Origin of the sequence: Streptomyces sp. CA-278952 (assembly GCF_028747205.1) — a bacterium.
Lineage (GTDB): Bacteria > Actinomycetota > Actinomycetes > Streptomycetales > Streptomycetaceae > Streptomyces.
Window position 1 is genome coordinate 1,618,726 of the sequence record NZ_CP112880.1, and the last position, 21,455, is coordinate 1,640,180.

12 protein-coding genes and 1 pseudogene are annotated in these 21,455 nt (G+C 72.3%); 6 read left to right on the top strand and 7 right to left on the bottom strand.

The genetic code is table 11. The features are described 5' to 3' along the window. The first annotated feature begins 151 nt into the window (after positions 1 to 151). Positions 152 to 796 carry a LysE family translocator gene (locus tag N7925_RS07025; protein ID WP_265598634.1) on the top strand — a complete coding sequence of 215 codons (645 nt, stop codon included), beginning with the start codon at positions 152 to 154 and terminating at the stop codon, positions 794 to 796. Here N7925_RS07025 and N7925_RS07030 read toward each other — a convergent pair whose 3' ends face one another. Next, positions 797 to 1,855, bottom strand: a complete 1,059-nt coding sequence (locus N7925_RS07030; RefSeq protein ID WP_097869783.1) for a vWA domain-containing protein — start codon at positions 1,853 to 1,855, stop codon at positions 797 to 799. Between the two features lie 227 nt (positions 1,856 to 2,082). On the opposite strand from N7925_RS07030, the gene N7925_RS07035 reads away from it, so the two are divergent. The 3 genes from N7925_RS07035 to N7925_RS07045 all read left to right on the top strand — a co-directional run bounded on the left by N7925_RS07035 (position 2,083) and on the right by N7925_RS07045 (position 11,050). Continuing rightward, complete coding sequence (locus N7925_RS07035) at positions 2,083 to 4,689, top strand: S8 family serine peptidase (protein ID WP_274343375.1); 2,607 nt, start codon at positions 2,083 to 2,085, stop codon at positions 4,687 to 4,689. Then, a complete protein-coding gene (locus tag N7925_RS07040) occupies positions 4,686 to 7,628 on the top strand; it encodes an FG-GAP repeat domain-containing protein (protein ID WP_274343376.1) in 2,943 nt (980 codons plus the stop codon). The genes N7925_RS07035 and N7925_RS07040 overlap by 4 nt, the downstream gene beginning before the upstream one ends. An 80-nt stretch (positions 7,629 to 7,708) precedes the next feature. Continuing rightward, positions 7,709 to 11,050: an ATP-binding protein gene (locus tag N7925_RS07045; RefSeq protein ID WP_274343377.1), complete on the top strand. Its 3,342-nt coding sequence runs from the start codon at positions 7,709 to 7,711 to the stop codon at positions 11,048 to 11,050. Between the two features lie 104 nt (positions 11,051 to 11,154). Here N7925_RS07045 and N7925_RS07050 read toward each other — a convergent pair whose 3' ends face one another. The 6 genes from N7925_RS07050 to N7925_RS07075 form a co-directional block, all read right to left on the bottom strand. Further along, on the bottom strand, positions 11,155 to 13,707 hold the full coding sequence (locus tag N7925_RS07050) for a collagenase (RefSeq protein ID WP_443032339.1): 2,553 nt from the start codon (positions 13,705 to 13,707) through the stop codon (positions 11,155 to 11,157). Between the two features lie 338 nt (positions 13,708 to 14,045). Further along, on the bottom strand, positions 14,046 to 15,077 hold the full coding sequence (locus N7925_RS07055; protein WP_274343378.1) for an ABC transporter ATP-binding protein: 1,032 nt from the start codon (positions 15,075 to 15,077) through the stop codon (positions 14,046 to 14,048). After that, entirely contained in the window at positions 15,074 to 16,147 is a 1,074-nt protein-coding gene (locus N7925_RS07060) for an ABC transporter ATP-binding protein (RefSeq protein ID WP_274343379.1), read from the bottom strand. Before N7925_RS07060 ends, N7925_RS07055 begins: the two co-directional genes overlap by 4 nt. A gap of 1 nt (position 16,148) precedes the next feature. Further along, positions 16,149 to 17,135: an ABC transporter permease gene (locus N7925_RS07065; protein ID WP_265598640.1), complete on the bottom strand. Its 987-nt coding sequence runs from the start codon at positions 17,133 to 17,135 to the stop codon at positions 16,149 to 16,151. Further along, positions 17,132 to 18,103, bottom strand: coding sequence for an ABC transporter permease (locus tag N7925_RS07070; RefSeq protein WP_274343380.1), 972 nt, complete (start codon positions 18,101 to 18,103; stop codon positions 17,132 to 17,134). Before N7925_RS07070 ends, N7925_RS07065 begins: the two co-directional genes overlap by 4 nt. A 20-nt stretch (positions 18,104 to 18,123) precedes the next feature. Next, complete coding sequence (locus N7925_RS07075; protein ID WP_265598642.1) at positions 18,124 to 19,869, bottom strand: ABC transporter substrate-binding protein; 1,746 nt, start codon at positions 19,867 to 19,869, stop codon at positions 18,124 to 18,126. A 396-nt stretch (positions 19,870 to 20,265) separates the two neighbouring features. Here N7925_RS07075 and N7925_RS07080 point away from each other — a divergent pair. Together N7925_RS07080 and N7925_RS07085 are read left to right on the top strand one after the other, a co-directional pair. Further along, positions 20,266 to 20,502, top strand: a pseudogene (locus N7925_RS07080) (aminopeptidase P family protein); the annotation flags it as partial. Positions 20,503 to 20,599: 97 nt separating this feature from the next. Beyond that, positions 20,600 to 21,310, top strand: a complete 711-nt coding sequence (locus N7925_RS07085; protein ID WP_265598643.1) for a GntR family transcriptional regulator — start codon at positions 20,600 to 20,602, stop codon at positions 21,308 to 21,310. Positions 21,311 to 21,455: the final 145 nt, after the last annotated feature.

The window sequence follows — 21,455 nt, forward strand, 5'->3', positions numbered from 1 at the left end:
GGCATCCAAGCACGGCATTGCACCGAGTGCAATGCCGCCTATTGAACCGAGAAGGAGGGCAAACCTAGACTCCGATTGCACCGGTCGCGGGGGGCCGGTGCACAGGGTGCCGGGCCCGACCGGCACCCCATGAACAGAGCGGCGGGCAAGCATGGTTGAGCCGAGCGGGGTGCTGGGGGTCGCAATGGTCGCCCTGGGCATGGTGCTCACCCCGGGCCCCAACATGATCTATCTCGTCTCCCGGAGCATCACCCAGGGGCGACGCGCGGGAGTGGTCTCCCTGGGCGGTGTGGCCGTGGGCTTCCTGGTCTACCTTCTGGCCACGAATCTCGGCCTGTCGGTGGTCTTCCTCGCGGTGCCCGAGCTGTACGTGGCCGTGAAGCTGGCCGGCGCCGCCTACCTGGCCTATCTGGCCTGGAATGCCCTGAGGCCCGGGGGCGTGTCCGTCTTCGCCCCCGAGGAGCTGCCGCACGACTCCCCGCGCAGGCTGTTCACCATGGGCCTGATGACGAATCTGCTCAACCCGAAGATCGCCATCATGTACCTCTCGCTCATCCCGCAGTTCATCAGCCTGGAGGCGGGAAACGTCCTGCTCCAGGGCTTCCTGCTGGGTTCCGTCCAGATCGCGGTGGCCCTCACCGTCAATCTGGGCATCGTCCTGGCGGCCGGAGCCATCGCCGTCTTCCTCGCCCGCCGCCCGTCCTGGCTCCGCGTCCAGCGCTACCTGATGGGCACGGCGTTGGGCCTGCTCGCCGTGTCGGTGGCGACGGACACCTCGGCACCGGCCAGAGCGTGATCAGAGCATGATGAGCAGGCGCGTGTCGGCCTTGAGCTTCCTGTTCACCGAACGGCTCTGCACGTAGACCTCCAACTTGGGGTTGTTGCCGGCCTTCACCGAGACGGTCCCCCGGACTCCGGCACCGAACAGGAGGTTGCGCGCCGCCTCACCCGTGTAGGCGCGGTCGGTGTCCTTCTCGACCACGATGACCTCCTTGTCGGGCTGCACCTGCACCCGGGTGCCCAACTGGTAGTAGCAGGAGCCGCGTTCGTAGGTGACGCCCGGATGCGAGTCGACGAAGGCCCGGATCTCCATCTCCTTGTCGACCTTCAGCAGCCGGTACTTGTCGGCCGCGACCGGTTCGAGGTTGGCCCGCACGTCGTCGACCGATATGTCCTGGCCGACGGCGAACAGGTTCTTCGTGCCGCGCACGCCCTGCTCGCGACCGCGCAGGAAGCTGGTGGCGGCTGCGCGCACGGTGCCGATCGCGTCCTCGACGCCCTTCTGGGAGTCCGCGTCCCAGATGGCGATGTTGCCGGCCGGGAAGCCGTAGTTCTGGGCGGTGCGCTTCGCCAGGGAGTTCGGAACGAGGATCGCGGAGGTCCAGTGCCCCGGGAGCCCGTTCATCTTCGCGGTGATCCGGTCGAGCCAGGGGCCGAGGATGGTCATGTCGCCGTCGTGCCGACGGTCGCCGCCGGAGGCGTTCTCCTCGCCGTCCGTCACCACGATCTGCAGGAAGCTGTGCTCGCCGTACTCCTCCCAGATGTGTCCCAGGTCGTCCAGGGACTTCAGCGAGGCCTCGATGAGGGCGGTGGCGCCGTTGTTGACCTTGTACAGCCCCCGCATGGACGGGAGATGCTTCACGTCCATGTCCCAGACCAGGTTCTCCACCCGGTGGTCGAAGGAGTAGAGACTGATCCGCGTCTCATGGCCGAGGCTGTCCGACTCGGCCTTCAGCCCCGCCACGAACTCGTCCACGACGCGGATGAGCTGACTCTGGTGCTGATACATGGAACCCGAGGCGTCCACGACCAGAGCGACGTGATTCACCTTGTGCTGGATCCTGTTGGCGGACATGGTTCTGCTCCTTCGTCCGGTGCTCCCCGGTGCTCCCCCGAGTGATGCTTCGACTCTATGGGGAGGCACTGACAACGCCGTTGGGCCGACGACCGCCCGCCGCGCGAGGTCCCGCGGGACCCCCCGGGGCCCCGCGAACAGCCCCCGGGCCGAGCGCTGTAATGCCCGAGTAACGGCCCCTGTCTAGCGTCCGGACTCCCCCGTACCGTCCCTGGAGGAGCACCCCGATGCACCTGTCCCGACCGCCCTGGCGCAGAAGCGCCGGCTGGGTGGCGACCGCCTTCACCGCCACCGCCCTGCTGACCGCGACACCACCCGCCGCCGCCGCGACGGACACCGTCCCCCCGGTGGCGTCCGCGAAAGTCGAACCCGCGCTCACCGCGGCCGTGGCCGAGAGCGGCGAGGAGTCCTTCTACGTCGTCCTGAAGGACCGGGCCGACCTGTCCGCCGCCCGGAAGCAGAAGACGCACGCGGCCAAGGCCAACGCAGCGTTCGAGGAGCTTCGGGCGAAGGCCGCGGACGCCCGGGCCCCGCTCAAGGCCTTCCTCGACCGGAAGAAGGCCGGCCACCAGGGCTTCTGGATCGCGAACACCATCCGGGTCACCGGTGACCAGAAGCTCATCGGCGAGCTGGCGAAGCGCTCGGACGTCGCCCGGATCGTCAAGGAGCGGCACTACAAGCTCGACGACGTCGAGACGGCCGGGGAAAAGGCCACCCCCTCCCGGCCGAACGCGGACGGCGGCGACAGGGACGGCGTCAACGCGGACGGCAGCGACGCCGACGGGACCGGCGCACCCGAGTGGGGCGTCGCCGACATCAAGGCCGATCAGGTCTGGAAGCAGTACGACGAGCGCGGCGAAGGCGTCGTCATCGCCAACATCGACTCGGGCGTCCAGTACGACCACCCGGACCTCGTCGGCGGCTACCGCGGCGCCAACGGCGACGGCACCTTCACCCACGACTACAACTGGTACGACCCGAGCGGCCGGTGCGGCACGAGCGGCGTCCCCTGCGACAACAACGGCCACGGCACCCACACCATGGGCACCATGGTCGGCGCGAACGGTGTCGGCGTCGCGCCGAACGCCCGCTGGATCGCCGCCAAGGGCTGCGAGTCCAACCAGTGCTCGGACGAGTTCCTGCTCAAGGCCGGTCAGTGGATCCTCGCCCCGACCGACCGCGACGGCGAGAACCCCCGCCCCGACCTGGCCCCGAACATCGTCAACAACTCCTGGGGCGGCGGCGACACGACGTTCTACCAGGACATCGTCGTGGCCTGGAAGTCCGCGGGCATCTTCGAGGCCTTCGCGGCCGGCAACGACGGTGACGGCACCACCTGTTCCACCGCGCACGCCCCCGGCGCGCAGGCGCCCGCCTACGGCGTCGGCGCCTACGACTCCACGGGCGCGATCGCGTCCTTCTCCGGCTTCGGCCCCTCGCTGGTCGACGGCTCGACCAAGCCGAACATCTCGGCCCCGGGCGTCGACATCCGTTCCACCTGGCCGGGTTCGTCGTACAAGGTCTCCAACGGTACGTCGATGGCGACGCCGCACGTCGCCGGTGCGGTGGCCCTGCTGTGGTCGGCCGCTCCGTCGCTGATCGGCAGGATCGACGAGACCCGGGCGCTCCTGGACGAAGGCGCCCTCGACGTCGACGACACGCACTGCGGTGGCACCGCGGGCATGAACAACGTCTGGGGCGAGGGCAGGCTCGACATCCTCGCCTCGGTCGACAGGGCCCCGCACACCGCGGGCACCGTCAGCGGCACGGTCACCGACCGGGCCACCGGCGCCGCACTGTCCGGCGTCACCGTCCACGCCGACAGCGCCACCACCGGCACCCGCACCGTCGTCACGGGCCCCGACGGCACGTACCGCCTGTCGCTGACCCCGGGCGCCTACGACTTCACCTTCACCGCCTACGGCTACGCGGCCGGTTCGGCGAACGCCGTCGAGGTGGTCGGCAACCAGGACCTGACCCGTGACATCCCGCTGGCCGCGGTCGCCTCGCACCAGGTCACGGGCACCGTCCTCGACGTCACCGGCAAGCCCCTCGCCGGCGCGACCGTCGGCATGACGGGCGTTCCCGTCCCCGCCGTCACCACGAACGCCACGGGCAGGTACACCCTGCCGAAGGTCGCCGAAGGCACCTACGGCCTGACGGTGAAGCCCGCCGAGCCGACGCTGTGCAACGGCGCCTACACCGGCTCCGCCACCGTCGCCGCCGCCGACCTCACCAAGAACGTCCAGGTCCCGGCCCGCACCGACGCCTCCGGCAACAGCTGCGCCCCGGGAACGTACTCCTGGATCGCCGGCTCCAAGAAGGTGGCCCTGAGCGGCGACGAGGACGCCACGACGATCTCGCTGCCCTTCGCCGTGAAGCACTACGGGGTCTCGTACTCCACCGCTTCGGTCACCACCAACGGCATGGTGAACTTCCTGGCGCCGCGCGTCGGCGACTACGCCAACACCGCGCTGCCCACGGTGAACAACCCCAACGGGTTCATCGCCCCGCTCTGGGACGACCTGACGCTCGACAAGAAGTCGTCGGTGCAGACCACCACCACCGGCGCCGAGGGGTCGCGCCTGTTCGCCATCGTCTGGAACAACGCCGCCTACGCGACCGGCACCCCCGGCCGCGCCACCTTCGAGGTCGTCTTCGACGAGGCCACCGGAGCCGTGACCCTCCAGTACAAGTCGGTCGCGGACCGGGGCGCGGGCGCCACCGTCGGCATCCAGAACCAGGCCGGCACCGACGCCCTCCCGTACTCCTTCGACCAGCCGGTCGTCACCGACGGTTCGGCCATCCGCTTCACCCAGGGAGCCAAGCGATGAGAGCCACCCCTTCCCGGCGGGGCCTCCGCCTCGCCGCCGCCCTGGTCGCGGCCGGCCTGGGCGTCGGCGCCGCCCCGGGCGCCATGGCCGCCGACGACAGCGGCTCGGCGATGAAGCTGACCAGCGCCGAGGCGAAGACCCTGGCCGCACGCGCCACGCTCGACCCGTACGCCGACGCCGACAAGGCCCGAGTCAGCCCCGAGGCCGAGGACGCGCCCGCGACGCCCGGCAGCGTGGCCAGCCCCACGGCCGGAGGCACCGGAGCCCGCAGCGGCACGGCCGCCGACGCGCCCGCACGCGTCACCTTCACCGGCGCGTCCACGCTGGAAGGCGTACGCGGCATGGGCGCGACCGTGCCCGTCGGCAGGAAGGGCGACTACCTCACCGTCCACAGCCTCGGCACCGTGCAGCGCCACGCCGCCGACGGCAGCGCGGTGTGGGAGCGCACCAACACGTCCCTGTACGCGGACTGGAAGGTCACACCGCAGCGGCCCTGGCAGACCGAGCCGTACCCGGCCCGCATCCTGATGGGCTACAACGCCGTCTCGCCCTTCGCCCCCACCTCCGACTCGGGCTTCTCCACCGGCGACCTGACCGGCGACGGCGTCGAGGACCTGGCCTTCTCGGCGAGTGTCGGCATCACGCCCTACCGGCCGTTCACCTCGCCCGGTTCGAAGCTGCCCAACGGTACGTTCGTGACGGTGCTCGACGGCGCCACCGGCAGGACCCTGTGGTCGAAGCTGTACGACTACGCCTCGATGGTCAAGATCGTCGACTCCACCCTGCTCGTGGCCGACGCGCCGCGCATGAACATGAACTCCCCGGCCGCCGACACCGCGAGGCTGACCGGGACCCGGTTCTCGTACGCGGGCGGCGCGCTGACGCCGTCGGCGACCTGGACGTACGACACCGGGACGACCGCGTACGCCAACTGGGGCGACCTCCAGGGCCTCGGCAAGGGCAGGGTCGCCGTCTCCTGGGACCTGGCCGGGACCAGCGGCGCCGACGGCCGGGGCCGCACCCTCGTCCTCCACACGGCGGACGGCTCCGTCGCCTGGGGGACCGACAGCATGCTCTACAGCCGGCAGTTGCGGGTGGACGCCGGCCGCAAGCGGATCGTCGCCGTCGAGCAGTCCGACGCCACCGACGGGGTGCACTACGAGATCGCGGCCTATGACCTGAGGACCGGGCGGCGCACGACCCTGGACAACCGGATCAACGTGGTGCCCACCGCACTGACCGTCGGCGAGCTGACGGCCAAGGAGGGCGACGAGTACGCGGTGGCCGAGTCCTCCCTGGACAACAACCTGTACGTCAACGCGGCCACCGTCCGGGTGCTCGACGGCAACGACCCGGGCAAGGCGCTCTGGTCGAACACGGTCAAGCGCGACCCCGGCAACTCCTCCGACGGAGCGAGCGTCTGGCGTCTGCACATGGCGGGCGGCAAGCTCGTCACCACGGGTCAGGACGACCGTCACGCCCATGGGGCGCAGAACGTCAGCGGTGGCCGCCTCGCCTCGCTGACCGTGTTCTCCCGCAAGGGCGAGATCGCCTGGCAGGAGAAGGGCATCGCCGCAGCGCCGATGTACCAGGACGTCTTCGACGACGCCCGGGGCACCCACGTGCGGATCGTCGACCAGAGCCAGAACATCCGCACGTACAGGCTGGGCAACGGCAAGCAGGAGAAGCAGACGCCGCTGCGGGGCGACCTCTCCTACGCGAAGGCCGCCGACCTGAACAGGGACGGCCGGTCCGACGTCGTCATGGGCGGTTCGTCGAACGGCGTGTGGGCCTACTCCGGCCCCTCCCTCACCACCGGAAAGCCCAAGGAGCTGTGGCGGGCCACCGTGCCCGGCGCGGTGCACGGCATCGAGACCGGTGACGTCGACGGCGACGGCAGGCCCGAGATCGTCGTCGCCGCCGACTCGGCGGTCGTCGTCCTGAACGGCAGGACCGGGAAGACGCTCGCCACCATCGACGGCGGCGGCCGGTTCGTCCATTCGGCCCGGCTGGCCGACCTCGACGGCGACGGCGAGCTGGACATTCTCGTACCCACGGACACGCTGGACGCCTACCGCGGCGACGGCCGCCGGATGTGGTCCTACAAGGCTCCCGAGGATCTGGGACCCGTCGTGTTCTCCGACCCGTCCATCGCCGACGGCCGGGTCCACACCTCGTACTCCAAGGCGGGCTCGCTCGACCTGGCCGACCCCGCGGCGACCGCCCTCGCCCTGAACGCCCGGACGGGCAAGGCCGCCTGGAGCCTCGCACCGAAGGCCCCGGCGGCGTCGAGCGACGGCGTCATCCACGCCGCCCTCACCCGCAACGGAACCTTCGCTTCCCCGGAGATCCCGTACGCCGACGGCCACGCGGTCGTCTACATGTGGAGCATCGTCGCGCAGGCCGGAGCCGGCTCCACCGACGCCGTCAGCCCCCACAACTACCTGGAGATCCGCGACGGCCGCACCGGTGAGCTGGTGCACTCCACGACCGCCGGCGGACTGTGGACGCACGGCGAGTTCTTCACCGACGCCGGAATCCTGTACCAGGCGGGCACCTCCTCCTACCGCCGCTTCAGCGGCGAGGGCGAGGACGACGCCACGGTGTTCGTCATCCCGCAGTCCTACAACGGCCGCTTCGCGACCGGCCCCGGCGGCCGCAAGCTCCTCATCGGCGGCGTCGAGGGAGGCGTCCACGCCTGGGACGGGAACACCGTGTTCGACAACTCCGGCGGCTACGCCAACGGCGTCGGCAGCAGCGGCCCCCTCACCGGCGGCCGCAACTTCCTCGCCGCCGACCTCGACGGCGACGGAACCGACGAGGTGCTCTCCCTCAACGGCGACGACTACGGCCTGGACCGGATCGCCGAGAACCTCGGCGGCCGTTACCTGGTCCAGGACAACGGCGTCCACCAAGTGACCACGTTCACCCTCTCCTGATCCCTTCCCGACCCCGTTGCCACGGCCCCCCGGTGCCTCGCCCCGGGGGGCCGCGGCGCGTTCGATTACAGTGCGCCTTCATGAAGAACGGGCAACCACCGGCGGGCGACGCCTCCGCCGCACCACTGCTCCGCCTGCGTCTTCTCGGTGGCTTCCGCGCCACGCGTGACAGCGGTCCCGCACTCCCCGAGCGCTGGCCGAGGCCGGGTGCCCGCGCCCTGGTGAAGCTCCTCGCCGTCGTCCCCGGGCACCGCCTCCACCGCGAACAGGCCATGGACGTCTGCTGGCCCGACGCCGACCCCCAGGCAGCCGCGGGCAGTCTGCGCGTCGCCCTGCACGCCGCCCGCCACGCCCTGGAACCGGAGCTGGCGCCCCGCGCCGCATCCTCCTACCTCGTCTCCGACGGGGCGTTCCTCCTCCTCGCCCCGGCGACCGTACAAATCGACGCCGACGACGCCGAGGCGGCGGGCCGGGCCGCCCTCGCCTCCGGGCGCAGGGACGACCTGTCCCGCGCGCTGGACCTGCTGGACGGCGAGGTGCTGCCGGAGGACCGCTTCGCGGCCTGGGCCGGCGGCCGGCGCGCACAACTCGCGCATCTGCGCGAACAGTTGCTGCTCCGGCTCGCCGAGCTCCACCTGGAGCGGGGCGCCGCCGCCGAGGCGGCGGCCGTCGCCGAACGGATCCTCGCGGTCAGCCCGGCCGAGGAGCTGGCCCACCGCGTCCTCATCGACGCCTGGCTGCGGCAGGGGCTGCGCCGCCGGGCCGTGCACCAGTACCACCTGTGCCGCGAAGCACTCGACGCGGAGCTCGGCGTACGCCCCGGGCCGGAGACCGAACGGCTGCACCGGGCGGCGCTGGCCGCCGCCCCGGCGCCGCTGCCCGCTCCCCCGCTGCCCGCGCCGCTGCGGGCGGCCCGGGGCGCGCTGCCGCTCCGGGGCCGCGACGACGCGCTCGCGCGGCTCCTCGCCACGGACGGCCCGCTGGTCACGCTGGTCACGGGGGAGGCCGGGGTGGGCAAGACCCGGCTGGTGGGCGAGGCCGCGCGGCGAGCCACCTCCGCCGGCACGGCCGTGCTGTGGGGAGGCGGCCAGGACGCGGAGGGGCACACGCCGTACGGGGTGTTCGCGGAGGCGCTCGACGGGTGGCTGGCCGAGCACGACGCCGGCGCACGGGCCCGGGTCGGCGCGGAACACCCGGAGCTGGCCTCGTTCCTGCCCTCCCTCGGGCGGGTGGGCGTCGCCGGCCGGCGCAGCCCGGAGGAGGAGCGCGACCGGCTGTTCCGGGCGAGCACGGCGCTCCTGGGCGATCTGGCCGCCCGGTGCCCGGTGCTGATGGTCCTCGACGATCTCCACGCCGCGGACGCCGGCTCGTTCCAGCTGCTCGGCCACCTCGCCCGGCGGGCCAGGGACCAGGGGGCGGCGCTGCGTTTTCTGGTGACGTACCGCGAGGAGGAGCTCCCCGACGGCGATGTGCGCCGCTCGGTCCTGGCGTCCCTCCTCCGTCAGCACCTGGCCGTACGGGAGGTGCTGGGGCGGCTCGACGAGGACGCGTGCCGGGCCGTGGTGCGCGACGCCACCCAGGACGCCCCGGACGCCGGGCACGGCCGACGGGTCTGGGAACTCTCCCTGGGAAACCCGCTGTTCGCCCTGGAGCTGGCCCGCGGCCTGGCCGAGGGCGGCACCACCGGCCCCGTCCGCGCTCCCGAGGGGGTGCGGGAGCTGGTGGCCGAGCGGCTCGTGCGGCTCGACCCGGACACTCGCCGGATCGTCGAGGCGCTGTCGGTGGCCGGCGGGGACGCCGCCCTGTCCGAACTGCTCGACGTCGCCGAGCACGGGCTGTACCCGCCGCTGTCGGGCGCCGCCGCTGCCGCCGCCCTGGAGCGGGCCATCGCCGCGTCGGTCGTCGAGGAACGGCAGGTCGTCGTGGCCGGGCGGTCCGAGGCGGGGACGGCGTTCCGGCATCCGCTGGTCCGGATGACCTGCTACGAGCAGCTGACCGCGGTCCGCCGCAGGCAGCTGCACACCGCGTTCGCGCAGGCGGTGCAGCGGCGGCGGCCCGACGCCGTCGACGCCCTCGCCTCCCACTTCGCGCGCGCCGACGATCCGCGTGCGGCCGAGTACCTGCGCAGGGCGGCCGAGCGGGCCGCCGCCCTGTACGCCAACGACACCGCCGACCGCTACTACCGCGACCTGGTGGCGCGGCTGGACGTGGACGCGGCGCGCGCCCGGCTGGCGCACGCCCAGGTGCTGCGGCGCATGGGGCACTTCGAGCAGGCGGCCGACGCGGTGCGGCTGGCGCTGGCCGAGTTCGAGCGGCGCGGCGCCCATGACGACGCGGTACTCGCGGCAGCCCTGCTCGCCGAGACGCTGGTGAAGACGAGCGCCCCCGCTTCCGGCCGCCGGACGCTGCGGGACCACCCGGTGACCGCGGACACCGCGCCGGAACCGGCCGCGTGCCACTTCCTCGCCCTCTCCCTCATCCGCTGTGTCCAGGGGCGCTACCCGGCGGGGGCCGAGGCCGCCGGGCACGCCCTGTCGGCGGCGCGGGACGTGCCGGGGACGCGGGGGCAGGGGCTGGTGGCCCGCGCCTTCGCCCTGCGGGCCACGAACCTCGGGCTCGCGGGGCGGTTCGCCCAGGCGCGCGAGGCGGGCGACCTGGCGCTGGAGCCGGCCGAGGCGTACGGCGATCCGACGCTGCTCGGCTCGGTCCTGTCGACGCTGCGGGAGAACGCGCGGCGGGCGGGCCGGTTGCACGAGGCCGTCGGGATCGGGACCCGAGCGCTCGGCCTGGCGGAGCGGTCCGGTGATCCGACGGCCGCCGCGTTCGAGCGGACGAACCTCGCCGAACTGTGGCTGCTGCTCGAAGAGCCCGGGCCGGCGAGGGCCCTCGCCGAAGAGGCCGTGGCCGGTGCGGAGGCGTACGACGCCTGGTGTCTCCCGTACACGCTCGCGACGCTGGCGCGGGTACGGGTGCATCGGGGCGAGAGCGCCGAGGCGACCGGTCTGCTGGAGCGCGCGGCACGGGTGGCCGCCTCACTCGGGGACCGGCAGGCGGAGCACGAGGTGCGCACGGCCCGCGCCGAACTGGCCCTGTACGCACACCGTCCGGGTGACGCGCTGCGCGCCCTGGACGGCCACACCGGCGACGCGCCGGTGCTGGTGGCCTGGGCGGAGCTTCTGTCGGGGCGGGCCGGCACGGCGTTGCGGCTCGCCCGTGCCGAGGTCGCACGGGCGGAGCGCACCGGGGAGCATCTGGCCGAGGTGGAGGCCCGTATCGCGGTGGCGACATCGTTGTCCCGGCTGGCCCGGGCACCGGAGGGCGCGCGGGAGCTGGCCCGGGCCGAGGCGCTGGCCGGGGCGCTGCCGTACCCGGCGGGGACGCGCCGGGCGGCATGGGCGCGGGTGTTGCCGCGCGCGGCGTAGGCGCCGTCGGGCCCGGGCCGGTGCCCCCGGGGTCGTGGGGGCACGGCCGAGCCGGGGCCGGCGCCGATGGCGCCGACCCCGGCCGGAGGGGGTGAAGCGGCTGGTCAGTACTCGGTGGTGAGGGTGGCGCCGCTGAAGGCGGCCGCCGCGTGGAGGCTGATGTAGTTGGTGCCGGACGGCGGGTTGCTGATCGTCAGGGTGTGGGAGTTGCCGGGTCCGGTGGCGCGGTTGGTGTGCGCGCCGGTGGTGGCCCAGCCGAAGTTGCTGTAGTAGAGGTCGGCGTTGCCGGTGTCGCCGCTGACGGTGATCTTCAGCGTCCTGGTGCCGGCCGGGATGTTCAGGTAGTGGTAGGCGTAGTTGCCGGTGGTGGCGGAGAGGTTGCCGCGACGGCAGTTCTTGCCCAGCACGCGGGTGTCGGAGGCGGTGCACTCGCCGACGGTGGAGCCGCCGGTCACGGTGACCGTCCGGGTGGTGGTGGCCGTGGCGCCCTTGTCGTCGGTCACGGTCAGCCGGACGGTGTAGCTGCCCGCGGCGCTGTAGGTCTTGGCGGGGTTGGTCCGGGTGGAGGTGGTGCCGTCGCCGAAGTCCCAGGCGCGGGAGGCGATGGTGCCGTCGGCGTCGGTGGAGCGGTCGGTGAGCGTGACGGTCAGGTCCTTGACGGCCGCGGTGAACCCGGCGGTGGGGGCCTGGTTGCCCGGCTGGCCGCCGCCACCGCAGTCACCTGCGGCGCACGCCGCGAGCCAGGTCTTCCAGTCGCTGTCATAGCGGGTGCCGATGGTGCTGGTGAGGTAGGTGCGGGCCGCGCTCCACTCGCCGGCGCGGTAGTGGGCGAGCACCTTGTCCAGGTCGGCGGGGCGCTTCTCCAGCATGTACCGCACGGCGAGGTAGCCCCAGCGGTAGACCCGGTTGGTGTCGTGGCTGTAGTCGGTGCTGAACAGGGTGGAGAGGGCGTAGGTGCCCTTGCCCGCCTCGGTCATCGCCGCGGTGTAGGGCTCCTCGCGGTAGTGGTAGGAGATGTACTCCGCGAAGCCCTCGACCCACCAGATGGTGGGAGTGGTCATGTTGTCGGCGAAGTCGCCGTGCATCGTGAAGCGGCCGTCGAGGTAGTGGGTGTACTCGTGGTTGAGGTTCCAGATGTGGAAGTCCGGTCGCAGCCACTCGGCCTCGTAGGCGATGAAGCGCGGCTGGTTGCCCACGACGGAGGGGTCGCCCTCCAGGTACATGCCGCCGTTGTTGGTGTCGATCCCGTACATCGCGCCGGCGTAGGTCTGGTAGTCGGCGCTGGAATCGTAGGCGATCACCTCGATGGCGGTGTTGTTGTCGTCGGCGACCGGGCCGTTGTCCTTGGCGATCCGGTGGAAGTAGGCGTCCTGCTGGATGAGGCTGGTGCAGCTGGCGCTCAGCTCGGCGGACGTCATCTGCTGGGCCAGGATGCGGATGCTGGGGCTACAGGTGTGGCGGACCGGCAGGACCTCGCGCTTGAGGCGCTCCTGGAGGTCGCAGACGCCGTACGTGGCGCAGTTCGCCTTGTCGTAGTAGTCGGCCATCTCCGCTATGCCCACCCAGAGCGGGGCGGTGGGGCCGGTGATGGAGGTGTCCCGGAGCAGGGCGGTGGCCAGCGGGCGGACCTTGCTCCGCAGGCTCGTGTGCTGGAGGAAGCGGCCCAGCTCCCGCCCGGCGTTCGAGGTCAGGTACGCCTGGTCGCCCTCCAGCAGGGAGAGGTGGTCGGCGGCGAAGCGGTGCAGCGAGTCGATGAGGCTCGGGTCCGACTCGACGGCGCTGACGAACGCGGGCACCTGGTGGCCCCGGAAGGTCACCGTGTACACGTTGTTGACCGCGGCGAGCATCCGCGAGGACGCGTTCCAGGTGGAGTCGTAGTCGGCCAGCATCCGCTTGACGACGGAGATGTACCGGGCGTTCTCCGCGGCGCTGTCGATCAGGATGACCGCCTCGGAGAGCGTCTCGCCGTTGGCGTCGTTGACGTCGCGCGACCGGGGGCTGGCGAAGAAGCCGTCGAGGCCCGAGCGGATGGCGGTCTGGAGGGTGGGGCCGTACGGTCCGACGACGTCCGGGTTGTACCACTGCACGTAGTACCCGGCGCGGAGGTACAGCACGAGCTGCGGAGTGCCGGTACTGCCGTCACCCGGGTAGGAGGCCGCGTTGTCGCGCAGCGCGTAGGCCACCGAGGCCATCTGGGATTCGCGGAAAGCCAGTTGGGCGTTGTTGCCGGTCAGGCTGAACAGGGTGTTCACGCAGTCCGTGGTGGACGCCTTGATGTGCCGGACCAGTTCGGCGCCGGTGCGGCCGGTGAATTCGGCCGGGTCGCACGCGGCGGCCGCCTTCGCGGAGGACTTCTCGCCCGCGCTCTGCTTCGACGGGGCGTCGTGCTCGCCGTAGGCCTCCTTGAGGGGGGACTTGTCGGCGCTCAGCGGGGGGAGCTGGGACGCCTTCAACCGGTCCTTGGCCTGGTGGCCGGTGTCCGAGGTGGGGGACTGCTGCGCCTGCGGCGCGGGGTCGGCCGACCCGGCGGGGCGGGACGACTGGGACGGGTTCGATGCCGTGGCGGCCGAAGGGGAGTTCGGCTGCGCCTGGGCCGGCTGCGCGAGCAGCGCGACGCTCATCGCCCCGGCCAGGGCCAGGGGCAGAACGGCACCCACACCTCGGCGGACGAGTGTGGTTCTCACGATTTTTCCTCCCATGAGGGATCGGAGGCACGCGCATGCGTGACCGATGGGATGTACAGGGCGTGGGTCAGGGGGTGTTGTCGTGCCGTGCTGTCGGCCGGACGGAAGGGGGTCGATGTCCGGAGTTGACATGCCCACGCCCTGTGACATGTACAATGGCACAGGTCACACATCACTGGGAAGGCGTGTGGCCGAATTCGATACGACTTATCGGTGAACGCGGCCCGGCAGGGAGGGACGGCCCGGTCGGGAGGGGTGGCCCGGCGGGCGGACGCGGCCCGCCGGGCGTGTGACGGGCCGCCGGGGGGCTCTCAGCCCGTTTCGGGGAAGTGGCAGGCCGCCGTGCGCGCGCCGGAGCCCACGACCTGGAGCAGCGGCCGCTCCGTACGGCACACGGCCTGCGCCTTGGGGCAGCGCGGATGGAAGCCGCAGCCGCTGGGCGGCGAGGCCGGGCTCGGCGGGTCGCCGAGCAGGAGGATCCGCTCCCGGCGGCGCTCCGCCGCCGGGTCGGGCAGCGGGACCGCCGAGAGCAGCGCCCGGGTATAGGGGTGCGCCGGCCTGTCGTACAGCTCGCGCTTGTCGCCGATCTCGACGATGCGGCCCAGGTACATCACCGCCACCCGGTCGCACACCCGCTTCACGACGGACAGGTCGTGGGCGATGAAGAGGAACGACAGCCCCAGCTCCCCGCCCAGACGCTCCATCAGATTGACGACCTGCGCCTGTACGGACACGTCGAGCGCGGAGACCGGCTCGTCGGCGACGATCAGGCGGGGGCCGGTCGCCAGGGCGCGGGCGATGCCGATGCGCTGGGCCTGGCCGCCGGAGAACTGGTACGGGTGCCGGTCCAGGTGCTCGGAGCCCAGCCCCACCAGGTCGAGCAGTTCGGCGGCCCGGTCCCGGGCCGCCCCGACCGTGGCCCCCTGCACGAGCAGGGGTTCGGAGATGATCCGGGCGACGGTCTGCCGGGGGTTCAGGGAGGCGTGGGGGTCCTGGAAGATGATCTGGAGGTGCTGCCGGACCGGCCGCAGCTCACGCTGGGAAAGATGCGTGATGTCGCGGCCCTCGAACTCGACGGTCCCCGCGGTGGGTTCCAGCAGCCGGACCAGCATCCTGCCCGTGGTGGACTTGCCGCAGCCGGACTCTCCGACCAGCCCGAGGGTCTCCCCCTCGGCCAGCTCCAGATCGACGCCGTCCACCGCGCGGACCGGAGCGGCGGCGCGGCCCAGGACGCGGCGGCCGGGGAACGTCTTCACCAGACCGCGTACGGACAGCAGGGGCGCGGCGCCACCTTCCGTAGAACTCCCCGTCGGGGGTGAGGACTTGGAGAGTGTGGGTTTCATCGGGCCTCCTCGGCCGGTACGGGGGCGCCGCCGGGCGGACCGGGGTGCGGAGCGGTCGGGGCGGCCGGCAGGGGCAGGTGGCAGGCGACCAGCCGGCCGCCGCCGGGCACGGCCCGGGGGCGGGGGCTCTCCCCGGCGCAGCGGGCCCGCTCCGGGGCGGTGGCGGCGGCCGCCCGGGGGCAGCGCGGTGCGAAGGGACAGCCGGGTCTCGGCTCGGCCGGTGACGGCGGGGAGCCGGGGATGGCGCGCAGCGGTGCGTCGTCCGGGTCGTCCAATCGGGGCAGGGAGTCCAGGAGGCCCCGGGTGTAGGGGTGCGCGGGGCTGTGGAACAGCTCGTCCACCGGGGCCTGTTCGGCGCCGCGCCCGCCGTACATGACGAGCACCTCGTGGGCGACGCGGGCCACCACGCCCAGGTCGTGGGTGATCATCAGGACGCCGAGTCCGCGCTCCTGCTGGAGCCGGGCGATCAGTTCGAGGATCTGCGCCTGGACGGTGACGTCGAGCGCGGTGGTCGGTTCGTCGGCGACGAGGAGTTCGGGTTCGCAGGCGAGGGCCATGGCGATCATGGCGCGCTGGCGCATGCCGCCGGAGAACTGGTGCGCGTACTCCCCCGCCCGGCGGGCCGGTTCGGGGATGCCGACCTCGCCGAGCATCTCCACGGCTCGTCTGCGGGCGACGCGCCGGCCGCTGCCGAAGTGGTGGCGGTGGGCCTCCGCGATCTGCTCGCCGACGGTGTACGCGGGGTGCAGTGCGGAGAGCGGGTCCTGGAAGACCATGGCCATCCGGCGGCCGCGCAGCCGGCCGAAGCGGCGGTCGGTCAGGCCGAGGAGTTCCTGTCCGGCGAGGGTGACCGATCCGCTCACGCGGGCCCGGCGATGCAGGCCCATCACGGCGAGGGAGGTGACCGACTTTCCGGAGCCGGATTCGCCGACAAGCCCCAGGGTGCGGCCGGCCTCCACGGTGAAGGAGACCCCGTCGACGGCCTGGACGGTTCCGGCGGGGGTGTCGAAGGCGACCCGCAGGTCGTGGACGCGCAGCAGGGGGTGGTCCGGTGCGGTGGTGGGCGGCACGTCAGTTCCTCACCCTCGGGTCGACGACGGCGTACAGGAGGTCGATGACGACGTTGGCCGCCACGATGAAGAAGGCGGCGAGCAGGGTGACGCCGAGCACGACGGGCTGGTCGGAGCGTTGCAGGGCGTCGTAGAAGAGCCTGCCGACGCCGGGGATGCCGAAGATGGACTCGGTGATGACCGCTCCGGCCAGCAGGGCGCCGAGGTCCATGCCGAAGAGCGTGAGGACCGGCATCATCGCGGAGCGCAGCCCGTGTTTGACCACGACGGTCCGGGCGGGCAGGCCCTTGGCGCGGGCGGTCCTGATGTACGGCTGCGCCATCGTCTCGATCATCGAACTGCGGCTCTGGCGGGCGTACATGGCGGCGTAGAGCAGGGCCAGGGCGATCCACGGCAGCAGGAGGTTGACCGCCCAGGCGAGGGGGTCGTCGGTGAGCGGGACGTAGGCGGGGTAGGGCAGCAGCCCGGTCAGCCGGACCAGGCCGTACAGGAGCATCACCGCGGTGAAGTAGACGGGCAGGGAGGCCGTGGCCACCGCGCCGACCATCAGAGTGCGGTCGAGCAGCCCGCCCTTGCGCAGGGCGGCGGTCACCCCGGCGCTCAGCCCGAGCACCAGCCACAGGCCCGCGGCGCCGAACGCCAGGGAGACGGAGACGGGCAGGCGGTCCATCAGCAGGTCCCACACCGGCAGGGCGTTCTCGTAGGAGTAGCCGAGGCAGGGGAAGCCGCACTGGAGCGCGTGGGGGCCGCTGCCCAGCTCGCGGCCGGCGAAGATCCCGACGAGGTAGTCGCCGAACTGTCTCCAGACGGGCTGGTCGAGGCCCATGAAGTGGCGGACCTCGGCGAGGCGTTCGGGGCTGCACGTCTTGCCGCAGGCCGCCGATGCGGGGTCGGCGGGCAGCAGGTAGAAGATCACGAAGGTGACGGCGCAGATGGCGAGCAGGACGCCGGCCACGCCGAGGAGCCTGCGGACCAGGTAGGCGATCACGGGCGTCCTCCCTGGGGGTCGAGGATGTCGCGCAGCGCGTCGCCGAGGACGGTGAAGGCGAGGACGGCGACGAAGAGGAAGGCGCTGGGGACGATGAAGTACATGGGGTCCGTCTCGTAGTAGGCGACGGCCTCGGCGATCATCTGGCCCCAGGAGGGGGTGGGCGGGCGCACGCCCACCCCGAGGAAGCTGAGCGCCGCCTCCGTGCTGATCATTCCGGGGATCAGCAGCGTGGTGTACGCGATGACGGGCCCGGAGATGTTGGGCAGCACCTGCCGGGTGAGGATGCGCCAGGGCCCGCTGCCGCAGGCCCGGGCGGCCTCGACGAACTCGCGGTGGCGCAGGGAGAGCGCCTCGGCGCGCACCACGCGGGCGATGCCGGGCCAGCCGAAGACGCCGATGACGACGGTCATCAGCACGACCCGGTTGACGTCCTGGGCCACCGACATCATCGCGATCATGAAGATGAGCGAGGGGAAGGACATGGTGAGGTCCATCAGCCGGCTCAGTACGGTGTCGACGCGCCCGCCGAAGTACCCGGCGGCGATGCCCGCGGCGGTGCCGGTGACGACGACGATCGCGGTGGCGGCGAAGGCGATCAGCAGGGACACCTGCGCGCCGTGGACGACGCGGGCGAACAGGTCGCGGCCGGTGACCGGTTCGACGCCGAGCCAGTGTTCGGCGCTGATGCCGCCGAGGGCGCCGTGGGGCAGGCCGCCGAGGTAGGGGTCGATGGCATCGGCGTCGAAGGCGGTGGGCGACCAGCCGCCCATGCGGCTGAGCAGGGGCGCGGTGAGGGCGACCAGGATCAGCAGGGCGGCGGCGATCAGGGCGGTACGGCTGCCCCGGTCGCCCCACAGGCGGCGCCAGGTGGTCCGCCAGAGGGCGTCGGGAAGGGCGGGTGAGCCGGGTCCGCCGGCTGCCGGGGCGTCGCCCGGTCCGGTGGCCGGGGCGGTGACGATGCTCATGGGAATGCTTCCTCGTCCCCTCAGCCCTCGCTTCGGGACGGGTCCTTGAGACCGATCACGGCGAAGTCGAACTGCCCGGTCCAGGACGGGTGGCCGAAGGCTCCGGCGATGTTGTCGCCGACGAGCAGCGGCTTGCGCTCCCAGAGCAGGGGAACGGCCGGGGAGGTGCGCTGGATCTCCCGGTCGAGCGCGGTCCAGGCCTTGTTGGCGGCGGTCGCGTCGGACATCTCGGCGATCTCGTCCATGCGGCGCTCGACGGCCTTGTCGCGGAACTGGGAGACGTTGCCCTGATTCCCCTTGGGCTTGATGGTGCGGCCGTCGAAGACGAACGGCAGGAAGGTGGCGGCGGACGGGTAGTCCGGGCACCAGCCGCTGATGGCCATGTCGGGGGCGTTGGCGGTGTCGCCGATGGTGTCGTAGTAGACCGAGGGGTCGACGGTCTCGATCCGCAGCCGTATGCCGACCCGGGCCAGGCTCTGCTGGAGCGCCTCGGCGCGGGTCTTGTCCCCGGTGGAGACGGTGATCGTCGTGTCGAAGCCGTCGGCCTTGCCCGCCTCGGCGAGCAGCTTCTCGGCCTTCTTCACGTCACCGGTGGCGGGCCCGCCGTGGACCGGGGCGGCGGCACGGCCGCCCGTCAGGGACGGCGGCAGATAGGCGGTGGCGACGTCGTTGAGGGCGGGGCCGCCGTTGGCGGTCACCTGGGCCTCCTTGTCGACGGCGTACTGCATAGCGATGCGGAGCTTCGGGTCGTCGAACGGCGCCCGGGAGGTGTTCAGCGCGAGCATGTCCGTGCAGCCGGTGCGCTCGGCGGAGAGCCGCTGCCGGATCTCCGGCTTCGGCAGGACCTTGGCGACGCTGGAGGGCTGGAGGTCGGACCACTCGACCGCGGAGGCGTCGGCGCCCGCGCTCTCGATGATCCGGTCGTCGATCTGACCGCCCTTGAGCCCCTGGATCACGACGATGCGGTCGGGGTAGGCCTTGCGCACCGGGTCGGTCGCCGCGTCCCAGTGGGTGTTGCGGACCAGCACCAGCTTCTTGCCGCGTGCGTAGCTCTCGATGCGGTACGGGCCGGAGGAGAAGGGCCGCAGGTCGTACTGGACGCCCTTCTCGCGGGACTCGGGCACGGGCGAGAAGGTGGGCAGGGTGACCGTGTAGGAGAACTCGGCGACGGGTCTGCGCAGCGAGAAGACGATGGTCCGGTCGTCGGGGGTGCGGATCGAGTCGAGGTGCTTGCCGTCCAGCGGGCCGGCGTACCCCTCGGCGCCGGCCAGATAGCGCTGGGCGTAGTCGGGTCCGCCGGCGAGGTCGGGGGCGAAGGACCGCTCGACGTTGTACTTGATGTCGCGGGCCCGGATCGGGGTGCCGTCCTCGTAGACGAGGCCGGGCTTGAGGGTGAAGGTCCAGGTGCGGCCGCCGTCGGAGGATCTGCCGAGGTCGGTCGCGAGGTCGGGGACGATCTCGCTGCCCTTCTTCCCGGGTTCGGCGCGGAAGGTGGTCAGGGTGCGGTAGATCAGCCGGGTGCCGAAGTCCATCGTCGGCATGACCCAGTTGCGGGCCGGGTCCAGGTGGGCGAAGTCCTGGTTGGACAGCACGGTCAGGGTGCCGCCCCGCTTCGGCGTGCCGCCGATGACGGTGCCGGTCGCCACACCGGGCTGTCGCTTGTCCGGGTCGCGGTCGTCACCTCCCTGGGTGGTGCAGGCGCCCAGCAGGGCCAGGGCGAGCGAGGTGCTCAGGGATGCGGACAGCATCCGGGTGCGACGGGACATGGGTGCACTCCTCGTACGGGGAAGGGTCGCGGCGGAAGCGGATCGGGCCGGAGGACGGAAGCGGGAACGGGCCGGGACGGGGAACGATCGGGAACGGGAGCGGGCCGGAGGACGGGAACGCGGGAACCGGCCGACAGGAAAGGGGCGGCCCGGAGGGGCCCGGTGATCCGGGCCGCCGAGCGGCCCGGAGGGCGACTGCTTGCGGAAAGCGAGGCGGAGCGGGCCGGAGACTGCGTCCGCATCCGTGTGGTGTGACCCGTAACATAGTAATGTGAAATTGCACAGCCAAGGAGTGCGTCATCCCGTTACCGAAACGTGTCCACGACGCGGACCGCCCAGCGGCCCGAAAGTGCCGGGGACACGAGGGGCTGACGGACACTCACCCTGCGCCACCCCCGGGGCGAACGGCGGATCGAGGGCGTGTTCCAGCTGCGCGCCCGGAGCGAGGGCAACATCGCCGAGGGGCTCTACCTCCAGCCGGACGACGAGACGCTGCCGCCCGAGCTGCGCGGCATGGGCGTGCGGATCGAGGACGACCTGGTGATCACCGCGGACGGGGCGAAGCTGCTCTCCGGCGCGCTGCCCCGTACGGTCGACGGCGTAGAGGAGCGGATGGCCCGCCTCCTGGACAGCTGGCAGCGCCGGCCTGGACAGCACTGGCCTTGGACCGATGACGCACCGCGCAACGTGACATTGTATAGTGCGGTGCCACATCATTGAAGGGGAACGCATGAGTGAGCTGAAGTCCCGCAAACTCATCTCGGTGCAGGAGCATCTGCGCGACCAGGTGGCCAACGCTCTGCGTGCCGCGCTGATCGCGGGGGAACTCCAGCCGGGCGTGATCTACTCGGCGCCCACGCTCGCCGCCGAGTACGGCGTCTCCGCCACGCCGGTGCGCGAGGCCATGCTGGATCTGGCCCGCGAGGGCCTGGTCGAGGCGGTGCGCAACAAGGGGTTCCGCGTCACCGAACTCTCCGAGCGCGACCTGGACGAGTACACCGAGATCCGCGCCCTCATCGAGATCCCCACCATCGGCCGCGTGACCCGCACCGCCTCCCGCGAGCAGTTGGAGGCGGTGCGTCCGGTGGCCGAGGAGATCGTGACCGCCGCGCAGGGCGGCGACCTGATCGCCTACCTGGAGTCGGACCGCCGTTTCCATCTCGACCTGCTCGCCCTCGCCGGAAACGCGCGCCTGGTGGAGACCGTGGCCGACCTGCGCAAGCGTTCCCGGCTCTACGGGCTCACCGACCTGTCCCAGGAGGGGTCGCTGGTGGGCTCGGCGCGGGAGCACACCGCGCTCCTGGACATCATGATCGCGGGGGACGCGGAGGGGGCCGAGGAGCACATGCGCCGCCACCTCGCGCATGTGCGGACCCTGTGGGCGGACCGGAAGCTGGCAGCCGAACGCGCCGTCCCGTCCCGCAAGCTCGGCGCACGCTGACGCGCGAAGTGCGGTCGGGGACGGCGCGTGGTGACGCCGAAGTCGGCGTGGGGCGGCGTGTGGCGACGCCCGAGTCGGCGTGGGGCGGCGCGTAGTGACGCCCAAGTCGGCGTGGGGCGGCGCGTAGTGCGGCGGCCCGCGCGAG

Excerpts from the sequence above, each read along its gene's own strand:
- N7925_RS07025 (WP_265598634.1), top strand. The coding sequence starts at position 152 with ATGGTTGAGCCGAGCGGGGTGCTGGGGGTCGCAATGGTCGCCCTGGGC.
- N7925_RS07030 (WP_097869783.1), bottom strand. The coding sequence starts at position 1,855 with ATGTCCGCCAACAGGATCCAGCACAAGGTGAATCACGTCGCTCTGGTC.
- N7925_RS07035 (WP_274343375.1), top strand. The coding sequence starts at position 2,083 with ATGCACCTGTCCCGACCGCCCTGGCGCAGAAGCGCCGGCTGGGTGGCG.
- N7925_RS07040 (WP_274343376.1), top strand. The coding sequence starts at position 4,686 with ATGAGAGCCACCCCTTCCCGGCGGGGCCTCCGCCTCGCCGCCGCCCTG.
- N7925_RS07045 (WP_274343377.1), top strand. The coding sequence starts at position 7,709 with ATGAAGAACGGGCAACCACCGGCGGGCGACGCCTCCGCCGCACCACTG.
- N7925_RS07055 (WP_274343378.1), bottom strand. The coding sequence starts at position 15,077 with ATGAAACCCACACTCTCCAAGTCCTCACCCCCGACGGGGAGTTCTACG.
- N7925_RS07070 (WP_274343380.1), bottom strand. The coding sequence starts at position 18,103 with ATGAGCATCGTCACCGCCCCGGCCACCGGACCGGGCGACGCCCCGGCA.
- N7925_RS07075 (WP_265598642.1), bottom strand. The coding sequence starts at position 19,869 with ATGTCCCGTCGCACCCGGATGCTGTCCGCATCCCTGAGCACCTCGCTC.
- N7925_RS07085 (WP_265598643.1), top strand. The coding sequence starts at position 20,600 with ATGAGTGAGCTGAAGTCCCGCAAACTCATCTCGGTGCAGGAGCATCTG.